This is a genomic window from Stenotrophomonas lacuserhaii (genome assembly GCF_014836545.1).
In the GTDB taxonomy this organism is placed as follows: domain Bacteria; phylum Pseudomonadota; class Gammaproteobacteria; order Xanthomonadales; family Xanthomonadaceae; genus Stenotrophomonas; species Stenotrophomonas lacuserhaii.
In genome coordinates this window covers 17,488-41,554 of record NZ_JACSQS010000001.1, presented here as the reverse complement: position 1 = coordinate 41,554, position 24,067 = coordinate 17,488, and the positions used below count along the sequence as shown (strand labels likewise).

The window sequence follows — 24,067 nt, the reverse complement described above, 5'->3', positions numbered from 1 at the left end:
GGCGACGCTTGTACTCCTGGCCTGCTCTTCCTCCCTGTGGGCCGCATTACCGGTCCCGGGTGTGTCCGAAGTCAGCGTGCAGGGCGCGGTCGAGGAATCCGGTACCGTCCAGGTGCAGGCGGGTGGACGCATCTCCGACGTGCTCAACGCAGCGCGCCCCAGCGCTGCGGCCTACCTGCTCGGCAGCAGCCTGCAGCGCGAACAAGAAAGGCAGGACCAGCTGCGCCAGCGCGCCGGCCTGCTGCATACGCTGAGTCAGTTGCCGCAGCATGAAAACCTTGATGTACGGGCAGCAGGCGAACTACTGCACGAGTGGCTGGAAGCACATCCGGCAACCGGCCGCGTGCGGCTGGTGCTGGATCGCCGCTTGATGCAGGTGCAGCCGCCCAACAATCCCGTCGCCAGGCGGGGAGACAGCATCATCATCCCGCTGCGCCCGCAGACCGTGCACGTCGTCGGCGCCGTGATCCAGCCCTGCACGTTGCCCCACCAGCCGCTGCAGGATGCAAAGGCCTACCTGGCGCACTGCCCTGTTTCCGATGCCGCAGATCCGGACACGCTGTACGTCGTGCAGCCGGACGGGCTGGTGCAGGCCTTGGGCATTGCGGCGTGGAACCGTGCCGATCCGCAGCCAGTGGCCGCCGGCGGCACGATCTACGTGCCAGTACGCGAGTCGGCGATGAAGCACATCGACACCTCCTTCAACGAAGACTTTGCTTCGTTCATCGCTACGCAACCTGTCGATCCTTGATGACCGTTTCCGCAAAACTCCTGCCCGCCCGTGGGCCCGCCACCCTCGCCGTGAGCCTGCTGGCGATGTGCCTGTCCACCGCGCTTCACGCGCAGCAGGCACCGCCGGTCACCGCGAGCGAATGGGGTGGCAGCGGGCTGCTGCAGACCCCCACTGCGCGCATGAACACCGCGGGCGACATTGCCTTCACCGCGTCGCACAACTCCCCTTACAGCCGCTACAACGTCACGTTGCAGCCGTTCAGCTGGCTCGAAGGAACGTTCCGCTACATCAACGTGTCCAATATCCGTTATGGTCCGAGCATTGCCGGCGACCAGAACTACAAGGACAAGTCGATCGATTTCAAGCTGCGTCTGTGGCAGGAATCGCGCTGGATGCCGGACGTAGCGTTCGGCGTGCGCGACATCGGCGGCACCGGCTTCTTCTCCAGTGAATATCTGGTGGCCAGCAAGAACTTCGGCCCCGTCGACGCCTCGCTGGGCCTGGCGACCGGCTACCTGGGCAACCGTGGCGACTTCTCCAACCCGTTGGGCATCATCGATGACCGGTTCAAGGACCGCCGTCCGATCGCCACCAGCGCCATTGTCCAGGCCGGCAAGTTCGGCGTCAGCAACATGTTCCGCGGCCCGGTCGGCATCTTTGGTGGTCTTACCTACCAGACGCCGTGGGATGCCTTGCTGGTGAAAGTGGAATACGACGGCAACGACTACAAGCGGGAACCGCGCAACAACAACCTGACCCAGCGCACACCGATCAATGTCGGCCTCGTCTACGTTCCCAACCGCAACGTCGAGTTGACGGCGGCGTGGGAGCGCGGCGACGCGGCGATGTTCTCGCTTACGCTGCGCGGCAATCCCGGCGGCGCATCCGCGGCGCCCAAGCCGTTTGATCCCCCGCCGATCAACCCGGCCGCAGCCGCCGCGCAGCGCGCCGAGGCCGGCCAGGCCCCTGCCCTCGCGTTGGCCGCCGACGGGCCTGCAACCGGCGCTTCCGGTGGGGTGGAGCCCGACTGGGCAACCGTTTCATCGCAGCTGCGCGACAACGCCGGTTTCCGCGTGGACCAGATTTCCCGCCGTGGCGGCGAACTGTTCGTCGACGGCTACCAGGTGCGCCACTTCAGTCCGGCCAAGGGCCTCGGTCGGGCAGGCCGTATCCTGTCCAGTACCACGGGCGAGGATTACGATTGGTACACCCTGCGCACCACCCGACTGGGCATGCCGATCGTGGACATGTCGGTCAAGCGTGATGCGCTGTTGGGCAATCTGGACGGCACGGTCGAGGACGATGTCCTGCGGCGCAGCACCGATCTGCAGGCACCTGCCGAAGTGGACCGCGAGGTGCTCTACCGCGCCCCGCACAGCCCGTACGGCGGCGGCTTCAGCCTGGGTTACCGGCAGAATCTCGGTGGCCCGGACGGCTTCATCCTGTACCAGGTTGCGGCGAACTATTCGGGCAGCTTCTTCTTCCGCCCGGACATGTGGCTGACCGGGACGGTGAGCGCGGACCTGTTGAACAACTACGACAAGTTCAAGTACAACGCGCCCAGCCGGCTGCCGCGCGTGCGTACCGATCTGCGTCGCTACATGGTCGACAATGACGTGACCCTGCCCAACCTGCAGCTCAACCTCGCCCACCGCTTCGGTCGCGATGTCTACGGCATGGCGTACGCCGGCTACCTGGAATGGATGTATGCCGGCGTCGGTGGTGAGCTGCTTTACCGCCCGATGGAGCAGCCCTGGGCTGTCGGGGTGAACATCAACCGCGTGCAGCAGCGCGACTTCGACCAGCACTGGGGCCTGCGCGATTACCGCATGACCACCGGCCATGCCACGCTGTACTACGCCTTTGATGCGCGCGAACGCATCGTAGGCTCGATGTCGGTCGGCCGATACCTGGCTGGCGACTACGGCGCAACGGTGAACATCGCGCGCGTGTTCGACAACGGCGTGACCATGGGCGCGTACGCGACCAAGACCGATGTGTCGGCCGCGGACTTCGGCGAAGGCAGCTTCGACAAGGGGCTCTACTTCAGCATCCCGTTCGACCACGTCCTGCCCCGCTCCACCCGCGCGCGTGCGGCGATCAACTGGAACCCACTGATCCGCGACGGTGGCGCGATGCTGTCACGCAAGTACTCGCTGTACAACGTGACCGGCGAGCGCGACGAGCGCTTCTTCTATGACAACCTGAAGTCGATCACCGACTGACCGGGTGAGGTGCCGGCCAGGGTCGGCACTGCCGCGGCACACCCACGCGCGCTACAGGTACTTGACCCAGCTCTGCACGCCTTCGGCCATCAGCTTGTACACATGCTCGAAGGCTGCGCGCTGCTGACGATACGGATCGGGAATCTCACGGTCCTGCTGCCACTTGCCCAGCAGGAAGGTCTTTCCCGAGGCTTCCGGTGCGATCTCGGTGATGCGGCGGACGTGCTTGCGCTCCATCGTCAATACCAGATCAGCCTGCCCGAGGATGCTTCCACTGATCTGCCGGCCACGATGGCTGCTGCCATCCAGCCCGTGCTCGAGCAGCAATGCCTGTGCTGTGGGGTCGACGCCATGGTCGACCAGCGCCCCCAGCCCCGCAGAAGACACCTCGATGCCCTTGCCGGCCACCAGGTCACGCAGCATGACCTCCGCCGAAGGGCTGCGGCAGATGTTTCCCACGCACACGAAAAGAATATTCTTGAACACAACCGGTTCCTGTCGCCATCAACGCACAGGGTAGCGCAGCGGCCGGCCAGGATGCATCAGCAAGCCGGCCTAGTAAGCCGACTTCTGCCCCAACACCTTGAACGCTGTCAACGCGATGATGCGCACGTCCAGCGTCGGACTCCATCGACGGATGTAGTCGATGTCGTACTGCACGCGCTTCTTCATCGAGCGCAGCTCCGGCGTTTCGCCACGCAATCCATGCACCTGGGCCCACCCGGTAATGCCCGGCTTGACGTAATGACGGTGCATGTAACGCCCGATCAGCTTTTCATATTGGTTGTTGTGCTGGATCGCGTGCGGGCGCGGCCCAACCACCGACATGCTGCCGCCGAGCACATTGAAGAACTGCGGTAGCTCATCCAGGCTGCTGCGGCGCAGGAAGGAACCAAAGCGGGTAATGCGCGGATCGTGGCGGGTTGCCTGCGTGATGGTATCCGGGGTCTCGGCATGCACGCGCATGGAGCGGAATTTCAGCATCCAGAATTCCTTTCCGCCCAGCCCATGCCGGCGCTGGCGGAACAGGACCGGGCCCGGCGAACTCAGCTTCACGCCGACCGCGAGCATGGCGAACACCGGGGCCAGCAACACCACCGCGATGCCCGCCACCAGCAGGTCCTCGATCCGCTTCACCAGCCTGAAATGCTGGTCCGGCAAGCCCTGCCGCACACCGATCATCGGCACGTTGCCGACCAAATGGACACCCGGGTTGAGCGTGCCGTAACCACTGATATCCGGAATGATGCGGACCGGCACCGGAAAGCGCTCGATCTTCTTCAGCATGTCCTTGATCTGCGGGCCACTGCCCATCTGCAGTGACACCCATACCTGGTCAAATTCGCCGCGATGCAGGTCCATGTACTGCGGCAGGTCTTCAATCCCCCCGAGGAAACGCGGAACGTCGGCGCGGCGGCGGGTTGGAATATCGCCGGGGCTGGAGAAGTAACCAATGACCTCCTTGCCCATTTCCGGTTTACCCCGCAGCAGTCGGTGCAGCTTCAGCGATGGCGCGCGGAGGCCTACGAGTAGTACGCGCTCGCGATCCAGTCCGCGTGCCCGCAGACGATGCAACTGCACCCGCAACCCGACGCGGGTGGTGGTCATCGCCGCCAGCCCCATCGCGTACCAGCCGACCAACCACGTGGTGGGTACCGAGTCGGTCATGTCCACCAGCACGGCATACGTGGAGAAAAGGCCGAAGACCGCTGTCCAGGCCAGCAGCAGGAACCAAAGGTCGGCCAGCAGGCCGCGGGCACGCCACTGGCGATACATCGGCGCCACGGAGAAACACACCATCGTGCTCAGCAGGACCGCGCCGAAGACCACGCGCTGCGAAGCGGAAGGTGCCACGAAGCCAAAGCGGAAAAGATGGGAGACGACCGCTGCGCCCGGAATGGACAGCAGATCAGCGAGCCGGAGAACCAGCTCCAGTGCAGCGCGCGCCTCGACCCGGCGCGGCTGCGGATGCACTGGCGCCAAACCCTCTACGGATCCATGTAGCACGTCGGTCTTCCCTTCTTCGGCGTCTGCCCGCACAACTCACTCCAGCGCACCGGCCTCCCCTGCCAGCACAGTTACGTTTGATGATCGCTTTGGGCGTCAATAAGTGACGTAAATGTACCAGACTTGGCGTGTACCAGATCGCAGCAGATTCGTGAACTGGGTCACATCTATCGTCTAAACGACCATCTTGGCGCCAGATAATTGACACGCATCACTACAAGGTGACGCGCCACGTCACGTGCCGCCTGCCGAATCGCGTCGTTCGCGATCCGCGCCTTGCTAGCATGGGCGGCTCGCGCGTGGGGGCCCTGGTGTGGCCCGCAACAACGCATCGTGTTTTCCTCCACCGCAGCCATCTTCGGCAACCCGGTGAGCGAGATGATCGACGAAGAACACCCCAAGGCGCCCATCAACCCCTACGGCGCCAGCAAGCTGATGGCCGAGCGGATCCTTGCCGATGCGGCCACCGCCTACGGCCTGCGCTCGGTGTCGCTGCGCTACTTCAACGCCGCCGGCGCCCTGCCCGACCAGGGCATCGGCGAAGCGCACCAGTGCGAGACCCACCTGATCCCGAATGTGCTGAAGGCCGCCTTGGGCGATGGTCCGGCGCTGAAGGTGTTCGGCGACGACTACCCGACCCCGGATGGCACCTGTGTGCGGGATTACGTGCACGTGCAGGACCTTGCCCAGGCGCATGCGCTGGCCCTGGGCTTCATGGAAGCCAATGACGGGGCGCATGCTTTCAACCTGGGTAACGGCCGGGGCTTTTCTGTGCGCGAAGTCATCGCGACGGCGGCCGAGGTGTCCGGCAAGCCGGTGCCGTTCGAGGTGGCGCCGCGCCGCGACGGCGACCCGGCCAGCCTGGTGGCATCCAGTGAGAAGGCGCGGGCGCAACTGGGCTGGGTACCGCGCTGGACCGAACTGGGGCCGATCATTGAAAGCGCGTGGCGCTGACATCGTGATCAGCCGGACTGGTCGAAGCAGGACCACCCCAGCTAGCGCCGAGCCACGCTCGGCGAGCGCAGCGGCGGGAGGACCGCCAACGGCAACAGCGTGACGACCAACGGTCGTCACCCACCAGACCCCACCCCCACCGCAGCGCACCATGCCCCCGCCAGCCCCTCTGCTACCATCTCCGGCTCAGTGCGCCGCTGCCCACAGGGCCCGCGGCCGCCCAATACAACGCGAAAAGAGGGAGTCTGCATGTCTGCCAAGCTGCTCAAGGCCTTGGGCCTGGATGCGATCAACGCCGGTACCTACCTGGGCAACGGCGAGTGGTCCACCGCCACCGGCGGCGAGCTGATCACCCCGGTCAACCCGACCACCGGTGAAGCCATCGCCCAGGTCCGCGCCACCACCGCCGACGAATACGAAACCGTGATCGCGCGGGCGCAGGAAGCCTTCAAGACCTGGCGCACCACCCCGGCCCCGCGCCGTGGCGAAGCGGTGCGACTGTGCGGCCAAGCCCTGCGCGCCAACAAGGATGCGCTGGGTTCGCTGGTCGCCCTGGAAATGGGCAAGAGCAAGCCGGAAGGCGACGGCGAAGTGCAGGAGATGATCGACATCGCCGACTTCGCCGTGGGCCAGAGCCGCATGCTGTATGGCTACACCATGCACTCGGAGCGTCCGGGCCACCGGATGTACGAGCAGTACCAGCCGCTGGGCCTGGTCGGCATCATCAGCGCGTTCAACTTCCCGGTCGCGGTGTGGGCATGGAATGCCTTCCTGGCGACCGTCTGCGGCGACATCTGCCTGTGGAAGCCGTCCAACAAGACCCCGCTGACCGCGATCGCCTCCATGCGCATCTGCAATGAAGCGCTGCGCGAAGCCGGCTTCCCGGACCTGTTCTTCCTGATCAACGATGCCGGCACCGCGCTGTCGGAAAAGATGGTGGCCGACAAGCGCGTGCCGCTGATCAGCTTCACCGGTTCGACCCAGGTCGGCCGCACCGTAGCCGAGAAGGTCGCCCATCGCCTGGGCCGCTGCCTGCTGGAACTGGGCGGCAACAACGCGATCATCCTGGACGAAACCGCCGACCTGAAGCTGGCGATCCCGGGCATCGTGTTTGGTGCGGTCGGCACCGCCGGCCAGCGCTGCACCACCACCCGCCGGCTGATCGTGCACGAATCCATCCATGACGACGTGCTGGCCACGCTGGTCAAGGCATACAAGCAGGTGGAAGGCAAGATCGGCGATCCGACCGACCCGGCCAACCTGATGGGCCCGCTCAACAGCGACGGCGCCGTGCAGCAGTTCCTGGCCTCCATCGAAAAGGCCAAGGCCAGCGGCGGCACCGTGCAGACCGGCGGCACCCGCATCGACCGCGCCGGCAACTTCGTGCTGCCGGCCATTGTCACCGGCCTGAAGAACAGCGACGAAGTCGTGCAGCACGAAACCTTCGCCCCGATCCTGTACGTGATGAAGTACAGCACCCTGGACGAAGCCATCGAGATGCAGAACGGCGTGCCGCAGGGCCTGTCCTCATCGATCTTCACCACCAACCTGAAGGTGGCCGAGCGCTTCCTGTCCGCGGCCGGCAGCGACTGCGGCATCGCCAACGTCAACATCGGCACCTCCGGTGCGGAAATCGGTGGTGCTTTCGGTGGCGAGAAGGACACCGGCGGTGGTCGCGAATCCGGTTCGGATGCCTGGAAGGTCTACATGCGCCGGCAGACCAACACCATCAACTATTCGGATTCGCTGCCGCTGGCCCAGGGCATCAAGTTCGACCTGTGATGGCAGAGACCGCGTCGGTGCGCGACTACCGGCCGGCGATCGATTTCACCGGCCGCCGGGTCTTGATTGCCGGGGGCAGCAAGGGCATCGGGCGCTGCATCGCGTTGGCCTTCGCCGGCGCAGGCGCCTCGGTGTCGGTCTGCGCGCGCGGCCAGCAGGGCCTGGATGACCTCGCACGCGATGCCCTGGACCAAGGCACGCCGTTGCACACCCACGCCGCCGATCTGTCCCATCTGGAACAGATCGGCGGATGGCTGCAACACGCCGCCGAAGCCCTCGGCGGCGTCGACGTATTGGTCAACAACGCGACCGGCTATGGCATGGCCGACGACGAAGACGGCTGGGCCGCCAGCCTGCAGGTGGACCTGATGGCAGCGGTGCGGGCCTCGCGGCTGGCCCTGCCCTGGCTGCGCGCCTCCACGGATGCCTGCATCCTCAACCTGTCCTCAATCGCCGCCCAGCAACCGCGTCCCGGCGCTGCGCCGTATGCGGCGGCCAAGGCCGCGCTGTCGCATTACACGACCAGCCAGGCGCTGGCGCTGGCGCCGCACCGGATCCGGGTCAACGCCATCGCGCCGGGGTCGATCGAATTCGAAGATGGCCTGTGGGATCGCCGCCGCGTGGACGATCCGGACCTGTACCACGGCACCCTGGCGAAGATTCCGTTCGGCCGCTTCGGCCGGCCCGAAGAGATCGCCCATGCCGCGCTGTTCCTGTGCTCGCCGCTAGCCGGTTGGATCACCGGTCACGTGCTCAATGTCGATGGTGGGCAGGTATTGATGGGCTAATGGAGGCACAACCTCTATCATGACCGGGTCTTTAGGGAGGACCCGCATGAGCGTGCCTAACCGTCATACCAGTGGACTGGCCGTCGCCAGCCTGGTCCTGGGGATCTGCAGCTGGACCGTGCTGCCCTTCATCGCCAGCCTCGGGGCGATCATCACCGGGCACATGGCCCGCGCCGAGATCCGCCGCCGCCCGCACGAACTCGATGGCGACGGACTGGCCATTGGCGGCCTGATCCTGGGCTGGCTGATGGTGCTGGGCGCGGTGCTTGCCATCGGCGCCTTCCTCGCCTTCTTCGGCGGCCTGGCCTGGCTGGCCCACGTTTCGTCATGAGGTGGACATGAGCACTCCGGAATCCGCCTCGCGCTTCTCCAACCGCGTCGAAGACTACGTGCGCTTCCGCCCCGGTTACCCGCCCGCCCTGCTGCGGTGGCTGCACGACGAACAGGGCGTGCCGCGCGAGGCGCTGGTGGCCGACATCGGTGCCGGCACCGGCATTTCCAGCCAGATCCTGCTGGCCGCTGGCCATCCGCTGATCGCGGTGGAACCCAACGCGGCCATGCGTGCGGCAGCCGAACAGTGGCTGGGCACGGAGTACCCCCGCTTCCGCGCCGCCGACGGCACCGCCGAGGCGACCGGCTTGGCCGATGCCAGCATCGGCTTGGTCAGCGCCGCGCAGGCCTTCCACTGGTTCGATACGGACGCCGTGCGCGGCGAGTGGAAACGCATCCTGGCCCCGGGCGGGCGCGTGCTGGTGTTCTGGAACTCGCGCCTGCTGGACGCCTCCCCGTTCCTGCGTGGCTATGAGCAGCTGCTGCTGGAATTCGGCACCGACTACAGCGCCGTGGCCGAGCGTTACCAGACCGACGAACAGATGCGCGAGTGGTTCGCCGGCGGCCTGCAGGCCATCGGCTATTTCCCCAACGTGCAGATGCTGGACTTCGATGCCCTGAAGGGCCGCCTGTTGTCCTCTTCATACGCCCCCACCGCCGGCCAACCGAAGCATGACGCCATGCTGGCGGCGCTGCGCACATTGTTCGACCAGCATGCCATCGACGGCAACGTTGCTTTTGAATACCAAACCCGTGCCTTCCTCGGCACGCTGGACTGATCTGCCCATGTACTCGCTTGCACGCCCCTTCCTGTTCTCCCTCGATGCCGAACGCGCCCACGGCCTGGGCCTGGCCGCACTGGATACGGCCTACCGCTTCGGCACCACGCCGCTGGTGGCGCCGCGTATCGCGCCGCTGCCCACGCCCGCGTTCGGCTTGACCTTCCCCAACCCGGTCGGTCTGGCGGCGGGACTGGACAAGAACGGCGCGCATATCGATGCCCTGTTCGCGCTGGGCTTCGGCTCGGTGGAGATCGGCACCATCACCCCGCGCCCGCAGGCGGGCAATCCGAAGCCGCGGTTGTTCCGGCTGCCGGAGCATGGCGCCATCATCAACCGCATGGGCTTCAACAATGCCGGGGTGGATGCATTGGTGCGCAATGTCGAAGCGGCGCGTGACCGCCGCGGCCTGCTCGGCATCAACATCGGCAAGAACAAAGACACCCCCAACGAGCAGGCGCTGGACGATTACATCGCCTGCCTGGACAAGGTGTACCCGTTGGCCGACTACATCACGGTCAACATCTCTTCGCCCAATACCGCCGGCCTGCGCGAACTGCAGGAAGAAAACGCGCTGCGCCAGCTGGTCGCCGGCCTGCGCGAGCGCCAGGAACAACTAGCCAGCATGCACGGCAAGCGCGTGCCGATGCTGGTCAAGGTGGCGCCGGACCTCAACGAGCGTGATATCGACGCCGCAGCGCGCGTGCTCGCCGAGCTGCAGGTGGACGGGGTGATCGCCACCAACACCACCATTGATCGCAGCCACATTGCGGGCCACGCGCTGGCCAACGAAGCCGGCGGTCTGTCCGGCGCACCCCTGCTGGACCAGTCCACGCTGGTGCTGCGCCGCCTGCGCGCGCGGCTGCCGGAAAGCATGCCGCTGGTTGGCGTGGGCGGCATCAGCTCCGGTGCCGACGCGGTGGCCAAGATGGCCGCCGGTGCCGCACTGGTGCAGCTTTACAGCGGCCTGGTGTTCCGTGGCCCCTCGCTGGTGTCCGAGTGCGTGGAGGCGATCCGCCGCCGCCGCGAAGCGCCCAGCCGCGGCGCGGTGGGAGGCCTGTGATGGCGAACACCGGCTGGACCCTCACCGAAAACGCCTCGCTGCTGGCGCTCAACACCTTCCACGTGCAGGCGCAGGCCGCGCAGCTGCTGGAAATCCAGGACTCCGCCACCCTGCCCGATGCCTTGGCCTTGCCGGCCGTTGCCGAAGGCCCGTTGCTGGTGCTGGGCAGCGGCAGCAACGTGCTGCTGGCCGACGACGTGGAGGGCACCGTGCTGGTGTTCGCCAACCAGGGGATCGACATCCTGGAACACCGTGCCGACTACACCGTGGTGCACGCCGCAGCCGGGGTGAACTGGCACAAGCTGGTGCTGTGGTCACTGCAGCACGGCCTGTCCGGACTGGAAAACCTCTCGCTTATTCCCGGCACCGTGGGGGCATCGCCGATCCAGAACATCGGCGCCTACGGCGTCCAGGTCGGTGAGTTCATCCAGGCCGTCGAAGCCTGGGATCGCCAGACCGGCGAGTGGGTGCGGCTGGACAATGAACAGTGCGCCTTCGGCTACCGCGACAGCGTGTTCAAACAGCAGCCGGACCGCTACCTGATCACGGCCGTGGAGCTGCGCCTGCCGTTGCTGCACGAACTGCGCATGGACTACGCCGGCATCGCCGACGAACTGCAGGCGCAGGGCGTGGAAACGCCGAGCGCGGTGGACGTGGCCAACGCGGTGATCGCCATCCGCAGCCGCAAGCTGCCTGATCCGGAGGTGCTGGGCAATGCAGGCAGCTTCTTCAAGAATCCGGTCCTCGGCGTGGACCAGGTCGAGGTACTGCTGCAGTCCTTCCCGGCGCTGCCGGTGTATCCGGCAGAGCGCGAGGAACAGCGCAAGGTATCGGCCGCCTGGATGATCGAACACTGCGGCTGGAAAGGCTTCCGCGACGGCGATGCCGGTGTGGCACCCAGCCACGCGCTGGTGCTGGTGAACCACGGCAGCGCCAGCGGCGCAGAGCTTCTGGCACTGGCCAGGCGCATCTCCGCCTCCGTGCTGGAAACCTTCGCGGTAGCGATTGAACCGGAACCGCGGCTGATCGGCGCGCAGTGGTGAGCCCCAGCCTGTCCAGTGCCGGCGCGCCGCCGATGCGCGCGGCCTGGCTGATGCTGGGCAGCACCTTGTCATTCGGCTTCATGGCCCTTGCCATCCGCTACGCCACCGCCTACGTGCCGACCCAGGAAGTCGCCTTCTTCCGCAATGCGTTCGGCCTGGTGGCGCTGCTGCCGATGTTGCTGCGCCCGGGCCGTGCCCCGCTGAAGACCCAGCAGTTGCCGCGCTATTTCCTGCGCAGCGCGATCGGCTTGGCCTCGATGCTGTGCGCCTTCTGGGCGCTGGGCCACCTGCCGATGGCGCAGGCCGTCTCCCTGTCCTACTCAACACCGCTGTTCGTCACCATCGCGGCGGTGCTGTGGCTGGGTGAAACGGTGCGCGTGCGGCGCTGGGCCGCGGTGATCATCGGCTTCATCGGCGTGCTGGTGATCGTGCGGCCGGGCACCGGCAGCTTCAGCGCCGGCAGCCTGATGGCGGTGGCCGCGGCCGTGCTGAGCTCGGTGGTCGCCATCCAGATCAAGCAGCTCACCCGCGTGGACAGCGCCGACACGGTGGTGTTCTACACCTATGTGTTCTGGGTACCGCTGTCGCTGATACCGGCGCTGTTCGTCTGGCAATGGCCCACCGGCATCGCGTGGGTGTGGCTGGCCCTGACCGGCGTCATGGGCACGCTGGGGCAATTGCTGTGGACGCGCGCGTTGCGGCTTGGAGAAGTCTCCGCCCTGACCCCGATCAGCTTCATGCAGTTGCCGCTGGTCAGCGTGATGGCCTGGCTGCTGTTCGGCGAAGCACTGGATCGCTGGACGGTCATCGGTGCGCTGATCATCCTCGGTTCCAACGCCTACATCGCGCACCGGGAAGCCGTGCTGGCGCGACGCGCAAAAAGCGAGGCCGTCAGCGCAGCGGCCAAACCGGGCGAATAGTCCCCCACCGCGGGCGATGGATCAGCCTGCGCCGGCCTGCCATAACGTATCCGCCTGCAGCACCCGGGCCCGCTCGGATTCCAACAGGCCATTCAGGCGCCGCAGCGCCTCGCGGCGTACCGCAACCGGGTGCACCGTCGCCTGCGGCCCCAGCAGCAGCTGCTGGGTTTCCACGAGGTGCCGCAGCACGCGCTGGTGGCGATAGGCCTCGTTGCATACCCGCGATGCGGCACCGCCCGCAGGGGTTTGGCCCACTGCCGACGCATGCCGGGCAAGCGCATCGTGCAGCGCTTCGGCACGCGCGTGCATGGTGGCGATGTGCCGGCGGTTGCTCAGCCACGTGTCGACGAACGCCTGTCCCGGGATATCCGTTGCCGTCGGCAGGCCGGCCGGCTGCGCGAGCCAGCTGCCTACCCGTTCCAGTGCGCGTCCGTCGGTGCACTCCCAGGCGTGCGGTCTGCAGGAGTGGGCCGGCTCAACCCGATCCGGTTGCGGCGGCGTTGCGCCGCCCTGCCCGTCCTGCGCGGCAAGCACTTCCCTCAGCGTCCAATGCCGACCCCAGCGGGTCGCGCCGTGGGGCCATGCGTGGCCAGCCTGACGGCGCGCGGGTACTGCCTCCAGCCGCCACTGCCGCCCTGCGACATCGACGACGTCGAACCTCGCCGTCGCGTCTTCACTCCCGCTGGACTGTCGCCGTACGCTCGCTGCGACGACGCCGAACGCACGGGCCAACACCTCCGTTGCGTGGACGATCGGCACCTGGTTCATGAGGAATCCGCCATAGGACTGGTCTGAATCCGCACTATCCCAGAAGCGGGAAAACGGGATGTAGAAACAGCCCCGGGGCGACATCGTGGGTCGCTCCCGGCCCGATGGACCGGCTCACCGACAAGCCATTTACGACATCCAAGGCTCAGGATCGTCGAGAGGTGCGGGCTATGGCCTGCCTTCAACCGCACGCTGGACGACCGAGCCCGCGCAGGATGCGGTGTCGGCGGCACCCCGGCTACCAGAAATCGCTTGCACGCACGCGTGGACATACGGCGCACTCTGGCGCGTTCAGCCAGCGGTCCGCGCAATCGGCTGCGAGCCTTCTCTCGACACCCGTTCCCGCACACCGCCTGCCCATCCCGGCCCCTTGCCTGATCCGCTCTGGGCCGGACCGCAGCCTACCGCAGCGCGTCGTGTAAGCGCTTCCACTGCCTGTTAGCGTCTGCTCACCCCGTGGGTTTCCAATGCGCCGAGGAGTGCAAAAAATGATGCTGCATGCCGGTAACAGGAAGACGATCCGAGCTGTGACGGCGGGCGTGGCACGCCTCCTGTTGCTGCCCACCCTTGCCTGGGCCGGGATCTGCAGCGCGCAGGAACTGGCGCCGCGCAGCCAATGGCAGGCCAGCAGTTCCTCGCAGCAGGTGGCGACGATGGCCATCGGCCACCTGATCGACAACGATCCGAAGACCGTCACTGGCGGCGCCTTCAGCCCAGGACACTGGTTCCAGATCGATGTGGGCCGGCCGGCACTGCTCGGCGGCGTCCGCATCACCTGGGACGTCTCCAATCCGGAGGGCTATACCCTGCAGACGTCGCTGGATGGCAAGCAATGGGACGTGGCTTACACAATGGGCGACTCGCTGGGCGGCATCGAGACCCTGTTCTTCGCTCCGCGCCGGGCCCGTTACCTGCGCGTGGCGAGCCCCGAACGCACCTCGGACTGGGGCGTATCGATTCTTGAAATGGAACCGCTGGATACACGCGACAGCGCGCGCGTGGCGGGGCTTGCGGCCGAGCCGTCCGCCGCACTCTGGCAGGGCGGCAGTGCGGTGACGATTCCCAGCGACGCCCAAGGCCGGCATGTGCTGGCCATCGGCCTGCCCCGCGCACTGGCCACCGCTGGCCTGGTGGTGGACTGGGCCGACAGCGCGCATGGCGCTGCCCAGCTGGAGGTGCAGGACGCAGACGGCAAGTGGACCGTGTTGGCCCGCGACCCGCAGGCGGGCAGCCGACAGCAGAGCTGGCTGGCTGGCAACGCCGCGGTGGATGCGCACAGCCTGCGACTGCGGGTGGAGGGCGACGCACCGTCGGTCGAGCGTATCCGCCTGCTCGGACCGGCTGCGGTGATGACCCCGATGAAGCGTTACCAGGTCGCCGCCAGCGGCGCCCAGCGTGCGCTGGCCCCGGCCTCGCTGCTGCTGCAGCAGACCTACTGGACGGCAGTAGGCGTGCACGCAGGCGTGCAGAAATCGATCTTCGATGAATACGGCAACATCGAAGCGTTCAAGGGGGCTCCGTTGGTGCAACCGATCTGGCGCGCTGACGGCGGCACCGCCACAGGCGCCACGGCGCAACCGGTACGCCACGCACTGCGCGATGGCTGGAAGCCGATGCCCTCGGCGGCCTGGCTGCCGCAGCCGGGCCTGGAACTGCGCAGCGAAGCCTTCGCCATTGAGCTTGGCGGGCAGCCGGTGACGCTGGTGCGTCATCGCCTGCACAACACCGGCACGACCGCGATCAACGGCACGCTGACACTCGCCGTGCGCCCGATGCAGATGAACCCACCGTGGCAGAACGGCGGCCTGTCGCCCATCGGCGAGATCGCCGTGGACGGACGGACAGTGAGCGTGAATGGCCGCCGCCTGCTGCAATCCCTCACCGCAGTGGACGAAGCCGGCGCGGCACCGTTCGGCGCGGATGGCAGCAGCGAAATCAGCGGGGCCATCGCCGGCGGCCAGCTGCCCCACGCGCAGAGCGCGCAGGATGCCGACGGCCTTGCCGCAGCCGCCCTCGCCTACCGCGTTGCGTTGAGGCCCGGCGCATCCCGCTCCGTAGTGGTCGCCTTCCCACTGGGCACCGCGCCAGCGGCCGCCGATGGCAGCCTGCCGCAGGCGCCACCGCTGCAGCTCGCCGACACCGCCAAGGAGCCCGACGCCCACTTCGATGCACTGGCCGCACGCGCATCCGCTGACTGGCAGGCGCGGCTCGGCCAGGTCGGCCTGCGGCTGCCGGACAATTCGCTGGTGGACATGCTGCGCGCGCAGGCCGCGTACATGTTGATCAACCAGACCGGCCCGGCGATGCAGCCCGGCCCGCGCAACTACAACCGTTCGTTCATCCGCGATGGCATGGCCACCTCGGCGGTGCTGCTGCGCATGGGCGAAGCCTCGGTGGCACGCGATTACCTGGCCTGGTACAGCGCGCATGGCGTGCATGCCAACGGCCTGGTCTCGCCGATCCTCAACAACGACGGCAGCGTCAACACCGGCTTCGGCTCGGATATCGAATACGACAGCCAGGGCCAGTACATCAGCCTGGTCGCCGACGTGGCACGACTGGATGGCGGCCCGGAATCGGTGCGTGCCTACCTGCCCAAGGTAAAGGCCGCGATGCGTTTCCTGCAGGAGCTGCGCGAGCGCACGCTGGTGCCGGGCTACATGGCCGGCCATCCTGCGCCGGAGCGTTTCGCCGGCATCCTGGCCCCGTCCATCAGTCACGAAGGCTATCCCGCGCCCACCCACAGTTACTGGGATGACTACTGGGGCATCAAAGGCTGGCACGACGGTGCGTGGCTGGCCGAGTCACTGGGTGACCCGGAAACCGCCGCCTGGGCGCGCGAACAGGGCCGCCTGCTGCATGACGCGGTGGCCGCCTCGATCCGCGCCACGATGGCGTGGAAAGGCATCGACTTCATTCCGTCTTCGGCCGACCTGGGCGATGGCGATCCGACCGGTGTTTCGATCGCGCTGGACCCCACCGGCGCGCAGGACGTGCTGCCCGATGCGGCGCTGCGCACCACCTTCGCGCGATACCTGGACGATGTGCGCAAGCGCGCGAGGCCCGGCGCGCTGTATGCCTATACGCCCTACGAAATCCGCAACGTGCTTAGTTATGTGCACCTCGGCCAGCCCGAGGCGGCCAACGAACTGCTGATCGGCCTGCTGCACGACCGACGTCCGCTGGAATGGCAGGTACTGGCCGAAGTGGTGCACTCGCGGTTGCGCTTTCCGCGCTACCTGGGCGACATGCCGCACACGTGGATCGGCGCGGAATATGGCCGCACCCTGTTCGGGATGCTGATGCGCGAGGACGACGATGCGCTGTCGCTGCTGCCCGGCACCCCGGCGTCGTGGCTTGCCGATGATGGCCTGTCGGTGGAACGCCTGCCGACCGCCCATGGCACGTTGAAGCTGGACGCGCGGCAGCGCGACGGCGTGCTGACGGTGGCGCTGGGCGAAGGGCTGCACGCAGGAACCGCCGTGCGGGTGTGGTGGCCCAGCCGCACGCGACCGCGCGAGATACGCGTGGACGGACGTCGCGTTGACGCATTCGATGCCGATGGCGTGTTGCTGCCACGCGCGTTCAAGCATCTGCAAGCGCGCTGGTAAACCATTGGCCGTGGAGGTACAGACGTTAACGAGCCTGCGGATTGTCGTCGCCGGGCAGCGAGTGGAGCGGCGCGCTGCTCCCGTGCGCGGCTGTGCATGGTCCGACGTTAATCCCGGCTTGATGCCAACGGTGCCGTAACCTTGAATCGACCTTGCAGGGGCCATTGCGGCCCTTCCAAGGAGATGACGTGCTTAACCGAAGATCGATGATGGTGGGAACCGCTTCTGCGCTGGCCCTGGCAAGCGGACTGGCAGGCTCGAAAGGTGCCTCGGCACAACAGACCCTCAGGGTGCGCCGCAATATCGCGAACATGTCCCTGGACGATCCTGATCTTGTTGCGCTCAGGTGGTTTGTCGACGAGATGCGCGGCCGCAACCAGTCCAATGCGACCAGCTGGATCAAGTTCGCCGACGTCCATGGCGGCTCATACAGCTTCAACCACTGCCAGCACGGCAACTGGTACTTCCTGCCCTGGCACCGGGCGTATCTGGACATGTACGAGAAAGCCGTCATCGCGATGACCGGATACACGCGGTTCGCCATGCCCTACTGGGACTGGTCGAACCAGCGGGCGTATCCGCCTGCATTTACCGCCCCGTTCTACAAAGGCAAGCCCAACCCCCTCTTCTCGCCCCTTGCTGGCGACGATATGCGCCAGGTAAGGAAGCCGGTTCCCAACCTGCCGGCCGCCGAAACAGGACTGGAAAAAGTACGCGGAGTGCTCAACGCCACCATCCTGGAGAACTTCGGCGGGGGCCGCCCTTTCGATGAAAGCGTCACGCCACCACGGGTCCAGAACAACGTAACGCCTGTATGGCTGGGCCGGCGCGGTGCCATTTCAGAGCTGGAATCGGGTCCGCACAATTACGTCCACGATGAGGTGAACGGCTACATGGGTTTCCCCGCCGCCGCGCGTGACCCGCTGTTCTTCCTGCACCATGCCAACGTAGACCGGATCTGGGAAAACTGGATCCTGCAGGGGCATGTCAACACCACCGACCCGCTCTGGCTGGACATGGTGTTTCCCAATCATTTCCTGCGCCTGGATGGCCAGCGCTATAGCGTCCGGGTTGATGAGTTGCTGCGCCCTGCGGACCTGGGCTACAAGTACGATGACAGCCGGGTTGCTGCCCGCGCCACGCGCAGCCAGGCGCAGGCCAATGCGGATGAAACCCGCTTCAAGGCCCTGTTCAATCCCGCCGCGACCACCGTCATCCCCCGGGCACGTACCGGGAACATCGGCGCTGCGACACCATCCGCGCCGTTGAGCACTGCGCTCAGCGTCCCGTCGGCGTCAGCCTCGAGCGGCAATCGCGTCTTCGCCGTCCTGCGAGGCACCAAGTTCGGCAGCAACCTGCACTCCGTGCGCGTCTTCATCAACCTGCCAACTGCCGGGCCGCGCACGCCGACCACCGACCCACACTACGTCACCTCGATCAACTTCTTCGGCAACAAGGCCCACCAGGGCATGGGCAGTCACGGGCATTGCTATTCGGTGGAGTTGACCAGCGCATTGAAGAAACTCGGACAGAATGGGCTGCCAAGGCCTGGATCACTGACGCTGCAACTGGTGCCGATGCAGAGGGCCGGCAGCCCCGCCACCGACCTCGCCTTCGTGCCCGAGATGATCGACATAGGCGCGGTGTAGCCACAAGCGTGACGACCTGCCTGATAGTGACGACCGCTGGTCGTCAAGGGAGCCCCTGCCATGGTGGGTGACGACGCACTCTGGTGGGTGACGACGCACTCTGGTGGGTGACGACGCACTCTGGTGGGTGACGACCGTTGGTCGTCACGCTTCCCCGCCCCCCCCAAAAACGTGACGACCAATGGTCGTCACCCACCGAGCGCTCCTCCGCCCAGCCGCCGACCATCCACACTGACCGACCTTCCCCACTTCGCAACTATTCTCATCGACAGTGACGGCTGGAATGGAGTCCACGCAGTGATCGGCGCAGAGTTGGGAGGGCCGATGGTGAACGGCCCGCAGGCGCGCGCCGCCCGGCTTGCAGCGTTTATCGATGACCGGCTGGGGATGGAGGCGTGCGATGAAGCCAGCCTTTCCCGCGCGCTGCTGCTTGTCGCGGAATAGGATGGAATGGACGAAGTGGCACAGGCGTGCGGCGTGGATCCGGCGACACTGCGGCGGCAGTTGAACGGTGCCTTTCCGCTTTACATGGTCACCTTGTTCCAGGTGACACGGGCGCTTGGGCTGCAGCTGCGGGTCGAAGCTGGGCCATCCCGCCCCGTTTGACATGCAGGCATTTACCTGCCTATTGTGTCCGCACGGACGGCGCCCGCCGCCCATCGCGGAGGCGTTGTCATGGTGGATATCGCACACAGGATCGGCGTCAGGGCCCCCTCGGCCCAGGTCTACCAGGCCCTTGCCACGCCGGAAGGCATTGCAGCCTGGTGGGCCGAAGGCAGCGCCGGCGACCGCCACGTGGGCGGCACGGTCACCGCCCGCTTCACTACCGATGGCACGGAAATCGGCGCCATGCAGATGAGGCTGCTGGAGCTGCAGCCCAATGACCGGGTGCTGTGGGAGTTCATCGACGGCCCCGCGGAATGGATCGGCACCACCGCGCGCTTCGCCCTGCACCAGGAAGGCGACTATTGCATCGTGCTGTTCAGCCACGAAGGCTGGAAGGAACGCGTGGAGTTCATGCACCACTGCAGTACCAAGTGGGCCATCTTCCTGATGAGCCTGAAGGCCCTGCTGGAAACCGGACGCGGCCAGCCGAGCCCGCACGACGTCAAGATCGACAACTGGAACTGAAGATCGCCAATGGGTGTAGACAGCGTATTCAAGGCCCTGGCCGACCCCACACGCAGGACGCTGCTGGACCTGCTGTGCGAGCGCAACGGGCAAACGCTGGGGCAGCTCTGCGAGCACCTGCAGATGGCCCGGCAATCGGTGACCCAGCACCTGGGCCTGCTGGAAGAAGCCAACCTGATCAGCACGGTCAGGCGCGGCCGCGAGAAACTGCACTTCATCAATCCGGTGCCGCTGCACGATGTCTATACGCGCTGGGTAAGCAAGTTCGAGCAGCAGCGCCTGAGCCTGCTGCATGACCTCAAACAGGAACTGGAAGGAGAATGACGATGACCGCAGAATCCACCCGTTTCATCCACGTGATCTACATCGCGACCACCCCGCAGAAAGTGTTCGAGGCCATCACCCGGCCGGAGATCGCACGCGCTTACTGGGGGCATGAAAACGTATCGGACTGGGCGCCCGGTTCGCGCTGGCAGCATGTGCGCGCCAACGAAGAACGCAAGGTGGAACTGGTCGGCGAGGTAGTGGAAAGTACCCCGCCCTCGCGGCTGGTGATCACCTGGGCGGCCGCCTCGCAGGCAGATGATCCCAAGGCCTACAGCCGGGTGACGTTCGAGATCGTGCCGTATGAGGACATGGTCAAGCTGACGGTGACGCATGAGGAGCTGCAACCGGGCACCGGCATGGATACGGGTATCCGCCAGGGCTGGCCGATCGTGTTGTCGAGCCTGAAATCGTTGTTGGAAACCGGCAAGGGGCTGGATGTGTTCGCCAAGCCCAGCTAAGCAGACGCTGTGCAGCGGCGGGCACGGCCGACCCGCTAGCGGGCTGTCCAGCCGCCATCCACCGGAAGCGCCGTGCCGGTCATCTGCGCTGCGGCATCCGAGGCCAGGAAGACCACCATTGCGCCGATCTGCTCCGGCGTCACGAACTGCAGCGATGGCTGCTTCTCGGCCAGCAGCGCGCGCGCGGCGGACTCCTGGTCTGTTTCCTTCCGCTGCGCCAACGCGGTGATCTGTTGTTCGACCAACGCCGTCCGCACCCACCCCGGGCAGATGGCATTGGCGGTGATGCCGGTGCCAGCGGTTTCCAGCGCCGTGGCTTTGGTGAATCCAACTACGCCATGCTTCGCCGCTACATAAGCGGACTTGTTCACCGACGCCACCAGTCCGTGCACCGATGCGATGTTGATGATGCGACCAGATCCCTGCTGCTTCATGTGGGGCAAGGCCGCCGCTGTTGCATGGAACACTGCGGATAGATTCAGCGCGAGGATCGCATCCCACTTTTCGACGGGAAATTCCTCGATGGACGCGGTGTGCTGGATGCCCGCATTGTTCACCAGGATGTCAATGCGCCCCATTCTGGAAACGGCATGGGCGATCATTTCCCGCACTGACTCGCCTCGGGAAAGGTCGGCGCCATCATGTGCTACGCGCACCCCGAACTCGGCTTCCAGAGTGGAACGGATTCTTTCGATTTCCTGCGCATCGCCGAATCCATTCAGCACGATGTCCGCGCCTTGCTGCGCAAGCGCCGTGGCGATGCCAAGACCGATACCGCTGGTGGAGCCGGTGACCACCGCGACTTTTCCGGTGAACATGGGGGAGCTTCCGTCTGGCGTAGGTGGTGAGTGTAGCTTCAGTCGATCCCACGCCATGCGTGGATGTGCTCCTTCGACGGCTCTTCACCCCATTGAGCCGGTTCCGGGGCCAAGGCGGCTCAAACAACGTGACTGACCCTATGTCGCAAATCGCATTGGACCCCTCAAGCGGTGTGCATGTACTCTCAAAACCGCATGGATCCGACGAAAAGGTGGAAGACATGCCGCCGCCCTCCCCGCCCGTTCCGGCGAAGCTCCGGGAAATGCTCAAAGACTATCCGGATCACATCGAACAGCTGCAGAAGGCTCTAAATTCGGTGATGGACAGAAGAATCAAGTCCACCCCGCCCTTTGAGGCCGCAGTCTGGGCTTTGGAAGACAAGCTTGAAGGGTTCATCCGCGAAGCGCGTATTGAGCTTGCCGATGCTGAGGCGTCAGGCGATCCGAAAGCCATTACCCAAGCTCGGGAAAAGGAGAAGCTGATGTTCAGTGCCTCCTTCAAGCGCCATTGGTTGGGAGATGAATCGATTCACGCGTTCTTTGAGGCGGCTGAAGAATGATCGGTCCGGACAGCCACTTGGATCATGAAACTCATGCTCGGCTGCTCTGAGAGAGAAGCTGGTTCCCAAAAGCGGCATTAACGAGACAATCTCTCAGGAGCACACCAGGCGGTCGTTCTAGCAGGCCAGCCACGCATGCCGATGGCGCTTGGCCTTGATAGGCAATGTCGCAGCATAAGGTCGACGCGCTGAGGCCGCAGCGTGGTCATGGCCTGCACCAGCGCATCGGCTTCGTAGACACCTGCCGCATCCGATGCGCTGTCGCACAGTTCCAGCATGGCCCGCTCGGGCGTAGAACAAACCAGCGCATCGGTCCCAGACGCCGCTGAATGCCAAGCAAGGCCCCTCGCATCAGAAAGCCGCGCTGACCACCGAGACCATCATGTTCTCCGGCAGCCGCTTCGGCACATCGATCCGCGCCCCGATCCATGTTTTTCACGAAATCCGGCGGTATTGCCCGAACGTGATCGTCCTGAAAGTAACCAGCTTTACTCAGCACTGGCCAACCATAAACAACAAGGGCGCCTCTCGGCGCCCTCGTTGTTTCAACTCATTCCCACTCAATAGTAGCCGGCGGCTTCCCCGAGATGTCATAGACAACCCTTGAAACCCCGCGCAACTCATTGATGATCCGGTTGCTCACCGTACCCAGGAACTCATACGGCAGGTGCGACCAGTGCGCCGTCATGAAGTCGATCGTCTCCACCGCACGCAGCGCAATCACCCACTCATAAGCCCGCGCATCACCCACCACGCCGACTGACTTCACCGGCAGGAACACGGCGAACGCCTGGCTGGTCTTGTCGTACAGGTCTGCCTTACGCAGTTCTTCAATGAAGATCGCATCGGCCTTGGCCAGCAGCTCGGCGTACTCACGCTTCACTTCACCCAGGATACGCACGCCCAGGCCGGGGCCCGGGAACGGATGGCGGTAGACCATGCTGCGCGGCAGGCCGAGTTCAACACCCAGGCGACGCACTTCGTCCTTGAACAGCTCGCGCAGCGGCTCCACCAAGCCCAGCTTCATGTGCTCCGGCAGGCCGCCCACGTTGTGGTGGCTCTTGATCACGTGCGCCTTGCCGGTCTTGCTGCCGGCAGACTCGATCACGTCCGGGTAGATGGTGCCCTGTGCCAGCCACTTCGCATTCTTCAGCTTGTTGGATTCTTCGTCGAAGATGTCCACGAACAGGTTGCCGATGATCTTGCGCTTGGCTTCCGGATCGCTCACACCTTCCAGCTTGGCGAAGTAACGGTCGGCGGCGTTCACGCGGATCACCTTGACACCCATGTGCTCGGCGAACATCGCCATCACCTGGTCGCCTTCCTGCCAGCGCAGCAGGCCGGTGTCGACGAACACGCAGGTCAGCTTGTCACCGATCGCCTTGTGCAGCAGCGCGGCCACGACCGACGAATCGACGCCGCCGGACAGGCCCAGGATCACTTCGTCATCGCCGACCTGTTCGCGCACGCGGGCGATCTGGTCTTCGATGATGTTGGCCGCGGTCCACAGGGTTTCGCAGCCGCACACGTCCACCACGAAGCGGCGCAGCAGCGCCTGGCCCTGCAGGGTGTGGGTCACTTCCGGGTGGAACTGCACGCCGTACCAGCGCTTTTCTTCGTTGGCCATCGCAGCCACCGGAATGCGGTCGGTGGTGGCGGTGATGGTGAAGCCCGGCGGTGCCTTGGACACATGGTCGCCGTGGCTCATCCACACGTTCAAACGGGCCTCGCCCGGGTGGTCGCTCAGCCCGGCGAACAGCGAATCCGGGGCCACGATGTTGACTTCGGCGTGGCCGAATTCGCGCTGGTCGGCCGCTTCGGTTTCACCGCCCAGCTGCGCGGCCAGGGTCTGCATGCCGTAGCAGATGCCGAACACCGGCAGGCCGCTGTCGAACACTTCCTGCGGCGCGGCGGGCGCCCCCGGCAGGGTGGTCGATTCCGGGCCACCGGACAGGATGATGCCCTTGGCCCCGAAGCCGGCGATGTCGGCCGGGTTGTGGTCCCACGCCCAGATCTCGCAGTAGACACCGAGCTCGCGGATGCGGCGGGCGATCAGCTGGGTGTACTGCGCGCCGAAATCGAGGATGAGGATCTTGTCGGTATGGATGTTGGTCATGGTGC

Annotated in this window: 22 protein-coding genes and 1 pseudogene; 17 read left to right on the top strand and 6 right to left on the bottom strand. The window is 65.7% G+C overall.

The features are described from left to right. Window positions 1-61 precede the first annotated feature (61 nt). Window positions 62-751 (top strand): capsule biosynthesis GfcC family protein, encoded by a 690-nt coding sequence (locus H9654_RS00185; RefSeq protein ID WP_191768057.1) that lies wholly within the window; start codon window positions 62-64, stop codon window positions 749-751. Continuing rightward, window positions 751-2,958 carry a YjbH domain-containing protein gene (locus H9654_RS00180; protein ID WP_191768055.1) on the top strand — a complete coding sequence of 736 codons (2,208 nt, stop codon included), beginning with the start codon at window positions 751-753 and terminating at the stop codon, window positions 2,956-2,958. The genes H9654_RS00185 and H9654_RS00180 overlap by 1 nt, the downstream gene beginning before the upstream one ends. 51 nt (window positions 2,959-3,009) lie before the next feature. On the opposite strand, the gene H9654_RS00175 is transcribed toward H9654_RS00180, so the two are convergent. Both H9654_RS00175 and H9654_RS00170 read right to left on the bottom strand, forming a co-directional pair. After that, the gene (locus H9654_RS00175) at window positions 3,010-3,444 is read right to left on the bottom strand and encodes a low molecular weight protein-tyrosine-phosphatase (protein WP_182655657.1); all 435 of its coding nucleotides are present in this window, start codon (window positions 3,442-3,444) and stop codon (window positions 3,010-3,012) included. A 69-nt stretch (window positions 3,445-3,513) separates the two neighbouring features. After that, the gene (locus H9654_RS00170; protein ID WP_406833444.1) at window positions 3,514-4,932 is read right to left on the bottom strand and encodes an undecaprenyl-phosphate glucose phosphotransferase; all 1,419 of its coding nucleotides are present in this window, start codon (window positions 4,930-4,932) and stop codon (window positions 3,514-3,516) included. Window positions 4,933-5,241: 309 nt separating this feature from the next. On the opposite strand from H9654_RS00170, the gene galE reads away from it, so the two are divergent. The 8 genes from galE to H9654_RS00130 all read left to right on the top strand — a co-directional run bounded on the left by galE (window position 5,242) and on the right by H9654_RS00130 (window position 12,624). Then, complete coding sequence (gene galE, locus H9654_RS00165) at window positions 5,242-5,919, top strand: UDP-glucose 4-epimerase GalE (protein ID WP_318241092.1); 678 nt, start codon at window positions 5,242-5,244, stop codon at window positions 5,917-5,919. A gap of 249 nt (window positions 5,920-6,168) precedes the next feature. Beyond that, window positions 6,169-7,701: an L-piperidine-6-carboxylate dehydrogenase gene (gene amaB / locus H9654_RS00160; RefSeq protein WP_191768053.1), complete on the top strand. Its 1,533-nt coding sequence runs from the start codon at window positions 6,169-6,171 to the stop codon at window positions 7,699-7,701. Continuing rightward, entirely contained in the window at window positions 7,701-8,489 is a 789-nt protein-coding gene (locus tag H9654_RS00155) for an SDR family NAD(P)-dependent oxidoreductase (RefSeq protein WP_191768051.1), read from the top strand. Before amaB ends, H9654_RS00155 begins: the two co-directional genes overlap by 1 nt. Window positions 8,490-8,535: 46 nt before the next feature. Next, window positions 8,536-8,820: a DUF4190 domain-containing protein gene (locus H9654_RS00150; RefSeq protein WP_042612490.1), complete on the top strand. Its 285-nt coding sequence runs from the start codon at window positions 8,536-8,538 to the stop codon at window positions 8,818-8,820. Window positions 8,821-8,827: 7 nt separating this feature from the next. Beyond that, on the top strand, window positions 8,828-9,598 hold the full coding sequence (locus H9654_RS00145; RefSeq protein ID WP_191768049.1) for a class I SAM-dependent methyltransferase: 771 nt from the start codon (window positions 8,828-8,830) through the stop codon (window positions 9,596-9,598). 7 nt (window positions 9,599-9,605) lie between these two features. Then, entirely contained in the window at window positions 9,606-10,661 is a 1,056-nt protein-coding gene (locus tag H9654_RS00140) for a quinone-dependent dihydroorotate dehydrogenase (protein WP_191768047.1), read from the top strand. Continuing rightward, on the top strand, window positions 10,661-11,704 hold the full coding sequence (gene murB / locus H9654_RS00135) for a UDP-N-acetylmuramate dehydrogenase (protein WP_191768045.1): 1,044 nt from the start codon (window positions 10,661-10,663) through the stop codon (window positions 11,702-11,704). The genes H9654_RS00140 and murB overlap by 1 nt, the downstream gene beginning before the upstream one ends. 32 nt (window positions 11,705-11,736) lie before the next feature. Beyond that, window positions 11,737-12,624: a DMT family transporter gene (locus tag H9654_RS00130; RefSeq protein WP_191768842.1), complete on the top strand. Its 888-nt coding sequence runs from the start codon at window positions 11,737-11,739 to the stop codon at window positions 12,622-12,624. Window positions 12,625-12,645: 21 nt separating this feature from the next. Here H9654_RS00130 and H9654_RS00125 read toward each other — a convergent pair whose 3' ends face one another. Beyond that, complete coding sequence (locus H9654_RS00125; RefSeq protein ID WP_191768043.1) at window positions 12,646-13,392, bottom strand: hypothetical protein; 747 nt, start codon at window positions 13,390-13,392, stop codon at window positions 12,646-12,648. A gap of 488 nt (window positions 13,393-13,880) precedes the next feature. Here H9654_RS00125 and H9654_RS00120 point away from each other — a divergent pair, with 488 nt between their 5' ends. The 6 genes from H9654_RS00120 to H9654_RS00095 all read left to right on the top strand — a co-directional run bounded on the left by H9654_RS00120 (window position 13,881) and on the right by H9654_RS00095 (window position 20,568). After that, window positions 13,881-17,003, top strand: coding sequence for a galactose-binding domain-containing protein (locus tag H9654_RS00120; protein ID WP_406833428.1), 3,123 nt, complete (start codon window positions 13,881-13,883; stop codon window positions 17,001-17,003). 206 nt (window positions 17,004-17,209) lie between these two features. Next, complete coding sequence (locus H9654_RS00115; protein WP_191768041.1) at window positions 17,210-18,652, top strand: tyrosinase family protein; 1,443 nt, start codon at window positions 17,210-17,212, stop codon at window positions 18,650-18,652. A 297-nt stretch (window positions 18,653-18,949) separates the two neighbouring features. Continuing rightward, entirely contained in the window at window positions 18,950-19,096 is a 147-nt protein-coding gene (locus H9654_RS00110) for a hypothetical protein (protein ID WP_191768039.1), read from the top strand. A gap of 231 nt (window positions 19,097-19,327) precedes the next feature. Beyond that, window positions 19,328-19,783 carry an SRPBCC family protein gene (locus tag H9654_RS00105; RefSeq protein ID WP_191768037.1) on the top strand — a complete coding sequence of 152 codons (456 nt, stop codon included), beginning with the start codon at window positions 19,328-19,330 and terminating at the stop codon, window positions 19,781-19,783. Window positions 19,784-19,792: 9 nt separating this feature from the next. After that, complete coding sequence (locus tag H9654_RS00100) at window positions 19,793-20,107, top strand: ArsR/SmtB family transcription factor (RefSeq protein ID WP_191768035.1); 315 nt, start codon at window positions 19,793-19,795, stop codon at window positions 20,105-20,107. A 2-nt stretch (window positions 20,108-20,109) separates the two neighbouring features. Then, a complete protein-coding gene (locus tag H9654_RS00095; protein ID WP_191768033.1) occupies window positions 20,110-20,568 on the top strand; it encodes an SRPBCC family protein in 459 nt (152 codons plus the stop codon). 35 nt (window positions 20,569-20,603) lie between these two features. On the opposite strand, the gene H9654_RS00090 is transcribed toward H9654_RS00095, so the two are convergent. Continuing rightward, window positions 20,604-21,386: a 3-hydroxybutyrate dehydrogenase gene (locus H9654_RS00090; protein WP_191768031.1), complete on the bottom strand. Its 783-nt coding sequence runs from the start codon at window positions 21,384-21,386 to the stop codon at window positions 20,604-20,606. A 221-nt stretch (window positions 21,387-21,607) separates the two neighbouring features. Here H9654_RS00090 and H9654_RS00085 point away from each other — a divergent pair, with 221 nt between their 5' ends. After that, a complete protein-coding gene (locus tag H9654_RS00085; RefSeq protein ID WP_191768029.1) occupies window positions 21,608-21,946 on the top strand; it encodes a hypothetical protein in 339 nt (112 codons plus the stop codon). Window positions 21,947-22,069: 123 nt separating this feature from the next. Here the strand turns inward: H9654_RS00085 and H9654_RS00080 are convergent. Both H9654_RS00080 and guaA read right to left on the bottom strand, forming a co-directional pair. Continuing rightward, window positions 22,070-22,305: pseudogene (locus H9654_RS00080) on the bottom strand (type IV toxin-antitoxin system AbiEi family antitoxin domain-containing protein); the annotation flags it as partial. Window positions 22,306-22,496: 191 nt separating this feature from the next. Next, complete coding sequence (gene guaA / locus H9654_RS00075; protein ID WP_042612478.1) at window positions 22,497-24,062, bottom strand: glutamine-hydrolyzing GMP synthase; 1,566 nt, start codon at window positions 24,060-24,062, stop codon at window positions 22,497-22,499. Window positions 24,063-24,067 lie beyond the last annotated feature (5 nt).

Excerpts from the sequence above, each read along its gene's own strand:
- H9654_RS00085 (WP_191768029.1), top strand. The coding sequence starts at position 21,608 with ATGCCGCCGCCCTCCCCGCCCGTTCCGGCGAAGCTCCGGGAAATGCTC.
- H9654_RS00115 (WP_191768041.1), top strand. The coding sequence starts at position 17,210 with ATGATGGTGGGAACCGCTTCTGCGCTGGCCCTGGCAAGCGGACTGGCA.
- H9654_RS00130 (WP_191768842.1), top strand. The coding sequence starts at position 11,737 with ATGCGCGCGGCCTGGCTGATGCTGGGCAGCACCTTGTCATTCGGCTTC.
- H9654_RS00095 (WP_191768033.1), top strand. The coding sequence starts at position 20,110 with ATGACCGCAGAATCCACCCGTTTCATCCACGTGATCTACATCGCGACC.
- H9654_RS00125 (WP_191768043.1), bottom strand. The coding sequence starts at position 13,392 with ATGAACCAGGTGCCGATCGTCCACGCAACGGAGGTGTTGGCCCGTGCG.
- H9654_RS00090 (WP_191768031.1), bottom strand. The coding sequence starts at position 21,386 with ATGTTCACCGGAAAAGTCGCGGTGGTCACCGGCTCCACCAGCGGTATC.
- H9654_RS00150 (WP_042612490.1), top strand. The coding sequence starts at position 8,536 with ATGAGCGTGCCTAACCGTCATACCAGTGGACTGGCCGTCGCCAGCCTG.
- H9654_RS00120 (WP_406833428.1), top strand. The coding sequence starts at position 13,881 with ATGATGCTGCATGCCGGTAACAGGAAGACGATCCGAGCTGTGACGGCG.
- H9654_RS00155 (WP_191768051.1), top strand. The coding sequence starts at position 7,701 with ATGGCAGAGACCGCGTCGGTGCGCGACTACCGGCCGGCGATCGATTTC.
- H9654_RS00180 (WP_191768055.1), top strand. The coding sequence starts at position 751 with ATGACCGTTTCCGCAAAACTCCTGCCCGCCCGTGGGCCCGCCACCCTC.
- H9654_RS00105 (WP_191768037.1), top strand. The coding sequence starts at position 19,328 with ATGGTGGATATCGCACACAGGATCGGCGTCAGGGCCCCCTCGGCCCAG.
- H9654_RS00100 (WP_191768035.1), top strand. The coding sequence starts at position 19,793 with ATGGGTGTAGACAGCGTATTCAAGGCCCTGGCCGACCCCACACGCAGG.
- guaA (WP_042612478.1), bottom strand. The coding sequence starts at position 24,062 with ATGACCAACATCCATACCGACAAGATCCTCATCCTCGATTTCGGCGCG.
- H9654_RS00140 (WP_191768047.1), top strand. The coding sequence starts at position 9,606 with ATGTACTCGCTTGCACGCCCCTTCCTGTTCTCCCTCGATGCCGAACGC.
- H9654_RS00145 (WP_191768049.1), top strand. The coding sequence starts at position 8,828 with ATGAGCACTCCGGAATCCGCCTCGCGCTTCTCCAACCGCGTCGAAGAC.
- amaB (WP_191768053.1), top strand. The coding sequence starts at position 6,169 with ATGTCTGCCAAGCTGCTCAAGGCCTTGGGCCTGGATGCGATCAACGCC.
- murB (WP_191768045.1), top strand. The coding sequence starts at position 10,661 with ATGGCGAACACCGGCTGGACCCTCACCGAAAACGCCTCGCTGCTGGCG.